General features: G+C 74.0%; 5 protein-coding genes. 1 reads left to right on the top strand and 4 read right to left on the bottom strand.

Annotation, left to right across the window (positions count from 1 at the left end):
- The coding region (locus tag DVA66_RS22160) for an NAD(P)-binding domain-containing protein (RefSeq protein ID WP_408608934.1) at positions 1–159 on the bottom strand (159 nt) is incomplete at its 3' end.
- 190 nt (positions 160–349) lie between these two features.
- On the opposite strand from DVA66_RS22160, the gene DVA66_RS18725 reads away from it, so the two are divergent.
- Positions 350–1,057 (top strand): GntR family transcriptional regulator, encoded by a 708-nt coding sequence (locus DVA66_RS18725; protein WP_114561383.1) that lies wholly within the window; start codon positions 350–352, stop codon positions 1,055–1,057.
- A 40-nt stretch (positions 1,058–1,097) separates the two neighbouring features.
- On the opposite strand, the gene DVA66_RS18720 is transcribed toward DVA66_RS18725, so the two are convergent.
- From DVA66_RS18720 to DVA66_RS18710, 3 genes are all read right to left on the bottom strand, one after another.
- Positions 1,098–1,967 (bottom strand): alpha/beta fold hydrolase, encoded by an 870-nt coding sequence (locus DVA66_RS18720; RefSeq protein ID WP_114561382.1) that lies wholly within the window; start codon positions 1,965–1,967, stop codon positions 1,098–1,100.
- A gap of 1 nt (position 1,968) precedes the next feature.
- Positions 1,969–2,511, bottom strand: a complete 543-nt coding sequence (locus DVA66_RS18715; protein WP_114561381.1) for an NUDIX hydrolase family protein — start codon at positions 2,509–2,511, stop codon at positions 1,969–1,971.
- On the bottom strand, positions 2,508–3,201 hold a 694-nt coding region (locus DVA66_RS18710; protein ID WP_114561380.1), incomplete at its 5' end, for an arginase family protein. The genes DVA66_RS18710 and DVA66_RS18715, both read right to left, overlap by 4 nt.

The raw sequence follows: 3,201 nt of genomic DNA, 5'->3' as shown, positions 1-3,201 counted from the left end.
GGCCTCGGCGGCCACCGCGGCCAGGTCGTCGGCCGGCCGGCAGCCGTGCTCGGCGAGGGCCTCGGCGCGGGCCGGGTCGCGGTCGAGCACCAGCGGCTCGTGCCCGGTGCGGCCCAGGCGCTCGGCCACGGCCGCCCCGAGGTTGCCCAGCCCGACCACGGCGTGTACGGGTCCCACCGACGTCCTCCTTGACGGTTCCAACCAGCGATCAGATGACTACTGTCTACAGTCTGCGACTACTGTCTACAATAAGCGACATGCTGTCAAGGGCTTGGGACGAGGAGTTCGGCGGGCCCACAATGCGGGAGAGGTCCCGGCAGCTGGGGCGTGTACCGGGAGGAGACGTGAGATGACATCACCCGTGGAGAGCGGTGGGCTGCACGCACCGAGCCTGGTGCAGCTGGCGACCGACTCGCTGCGCAAGGCGATCCTGGCCGGCGAGTACGCCCCCGGTGAGCGGCTGCAGGAGGAACGGCTCACCGAGCGGCTGGGGATCAGCCGTCCGCCGCTGCGCGAGGCGATGCGGGTGCTGGAGAACGAGGGGTTCATCGTCACCCAGCCCCGACGCGGCAGCCGGGTGGCCACCCTCACGGCCGAGGACGTCCGGGAGATCCTCACCCTGCGCTCGGCGCTGGAGCGGCTGGCCTTCGAGCTCGGGGTGCCGGTCCGTGACCCGAAGGTGCTGGAGGCGCCCCGCCAGGCGGTGGAGGAGATGGAGGACTGCGCCCGCCGCGAGGACCGCGGTGGTCTGGTGCAGGCCGGCTACCGCTTCCACCTGGCGCTGGTGGGGATCGCCGAGCACCGCCGGCTGTCGGAGGCCTACGAGTCCATCCAGCGCCAGCAGCTGCTGTGCATGTCCCGCAACCTGGTGGTGCGCGAGGCCTACTACGAGGACCTGGAGCACCACGCCGCCCGGCACCGCACGCTGCTGGAGAGCGTGGAGGCCGGCGACCGTGACGCCGCGCTGGCCGAGCTCGCCGCCCACGGCGAGCAGTCGTTCGCCTCCGTGGCGCTGCCGCCGGAGCTCTACCGCAGCCAGTTCGGCAAGCGCGACTGACGGAGGCCCACGCGGTGCGCCGGCCGGACCCGTCGCAGGATCAGCGCGGCGTCCTGCCCAGGAACGCGATGAGTGCCCGCGCGAGCTCCTCGGGTGCCTCCTCGGCCATGTGGTGACCGGAGTCGATGCCGTGGCCGGTGACGTCGTCGGCCCAGGCCCGCCAGATCGCGAGCGGATCCCCGTAGAGCTCTTCGAGGTCGTCGCGGGTGGACCACAGCACCAGCAGGGGCTGCTCGACCCGCCGGCCCGCGGCACGGTCGGCGCGCTCGTGGGCGGCATCGATGCCGAGCCCCGCCCGGTAGTCCTCCAGCATGCCGCGCACCACCTCGGGGTCGCGGACGGCAGCACGCCACTCGGCGTGGTTCTCCGCACCCATGGTCTCGGGGTCCCCGTGGTACCAGCCGTCGGGATCGGCCGTGATCACCCGCTCGGGGAGCTCGGGCTGGGCGAAGAAGAACCAGTGCCACCAGGCGGTCGCGAAGCGGGCGTCGGTCCGGTCGAGGTGCTCGCTGATGGGCAGGCAGTCCATCAACACGGCCTGTGCCACGCGCTCCGGGTGGTCCAGGGCCATCCGGAGCGCGAAGTAGCTGCCGCGGTCGTGACCGACCACGCTGAACCGGTCGTGGCCGAGCTCACCCATGGCGGTGACCAGCCGGCGCGCGCCGGCCCGCTTGGAGTGCGGCGCGTGGTCGGGAGCCGGTGTCGGCTTGCCCGAGCGGCCGTACCCGGGGAGGTCCATGCACACGACGGTGAAGCCGGCCCCGACCAGCCGGGGAGCCACCCGGTGCCAGGTCGCGGAGGTGCGCGGGTGCCCGTGCAGGAGGAGCACCGGTGGGCCGCTGCCCGCGGAGCGCGCGAACAGCGCGGTGTCGCCGGCGTCGACCATGGTCTGGGTGAATCCTGCGAACATCTCAGTCCAGGGCGCCGACGTGGGCCATCGCGGCCCGGATGAGCGCACCGCGACCGCCCTCGAGCTCGTGCGTGACGCCGTCCCCGACCGCCTCCCGCGGGGAGAACCAGGTGAGCTCGAGGGCGTCCTGGCGGGGTTCGCAGTGCCCGGTGACCGGCACCACGAAGACCAGCGAGACGGCGTGCTGGCGCTCGTCGGAGAAGCGGCCGAGCCCGGGCAGCGGGAAGTACTCCGCCACCGTGAACGGGGTGGGCGAGGCGGGCAGCCGGGGGAGCGCCATCGGCCCGAGGTCCTTCTCCAGGTGGCGGAGCAGGGCGCTGCGCACGGTCTCGGCGTAGAGCACCCGGCCCGAGACGATGGTCCGCTTGAAGGCCCCGCCGGCGTCGGCCCGCAGCAGCAGGCCGACCTCGGTGACGCTGCCGTCCTCGTCCTGACGCACCGGGATGGCCTCGACGTAGAGCAGCGGGAGCCGGTGCCGGACGTGGGTCAGGTCCTCCTCCGACAGCCAGCCGGGGTGCGGGTCGGGGGTGCCGAGGGAGCTCATGGCCCCCTTTGTACCCGACCGGCGTCCGCCGTGGCGGCGCCGACCAGGGTGGCGACGAAGCGGTCGAGCGCAGGCGGGTCGGCAGCGGCGTGGGCGGGCACCAGCTGGCCGACCGACAGCCCCAGGCAGTCGGGGTGCTGCCACAGCCGCGCCAGCGCCACCTCGAGCTGGGTCAGCGTGGGTCCGCTGTTGCGCCCGTTGACGTTCTCGGCCAGTGGGGCGTCGAGGAAGTCGAGCACGTCGACGTCGAGGTGGACGAGGAACGGCCCCTCGGACAGGACCGCCAGCGCGGCGGACGCCGCCTCGTCGGGATGCCGGACGAGCTCGTCCTGGTCGACCACCCGCAGGCCGAGGGCGTCGCGCTGCTCGCGCTCACCGGCGGTGGTCTCGCTCAGCTGGACGCCGAGGTGCACCAGGTCGGCCGGGCGCAGCAGGGGCGCGGCGCCGTCCAGGTGCGCAAGCTCGGGCGCGGCGCCAGGCACGTCCAGGCAGTGCGCCACGCCCATCCAGCTGAGCGAGCCCTCGGTCGTGCTGGCCGGGGTGTTGAGGTCGAGGTGGCGGTCGACGTAGACCAGCCGGGGACGGTGGCCGGCCCGGCGCGCCGCCGCGCACATCCCGACCGCCACCGTGCAGCTGCCGCCGAGCGCCAGCAGCCGCGACCCCGGGGCGAGCAGCGGCGCGGCCGCCGCG

This window comes from Desertihabitans aurantiacus (genome assembly GCF_003344635.1).
In the GTDB taxonomy this organism is placed as follows: Bacteria; Actinomycetota; Actinomycetes; order Propionibacteriales; family Propionibacteriaceae; genus Desertihabitans; species Desertihabitans aurantiacus.
The sequence above is the reverse complement of the archived record's forward strand: the minus strand, read 5'-3'. Positions and strand labels throughout refer to the sequence as shown.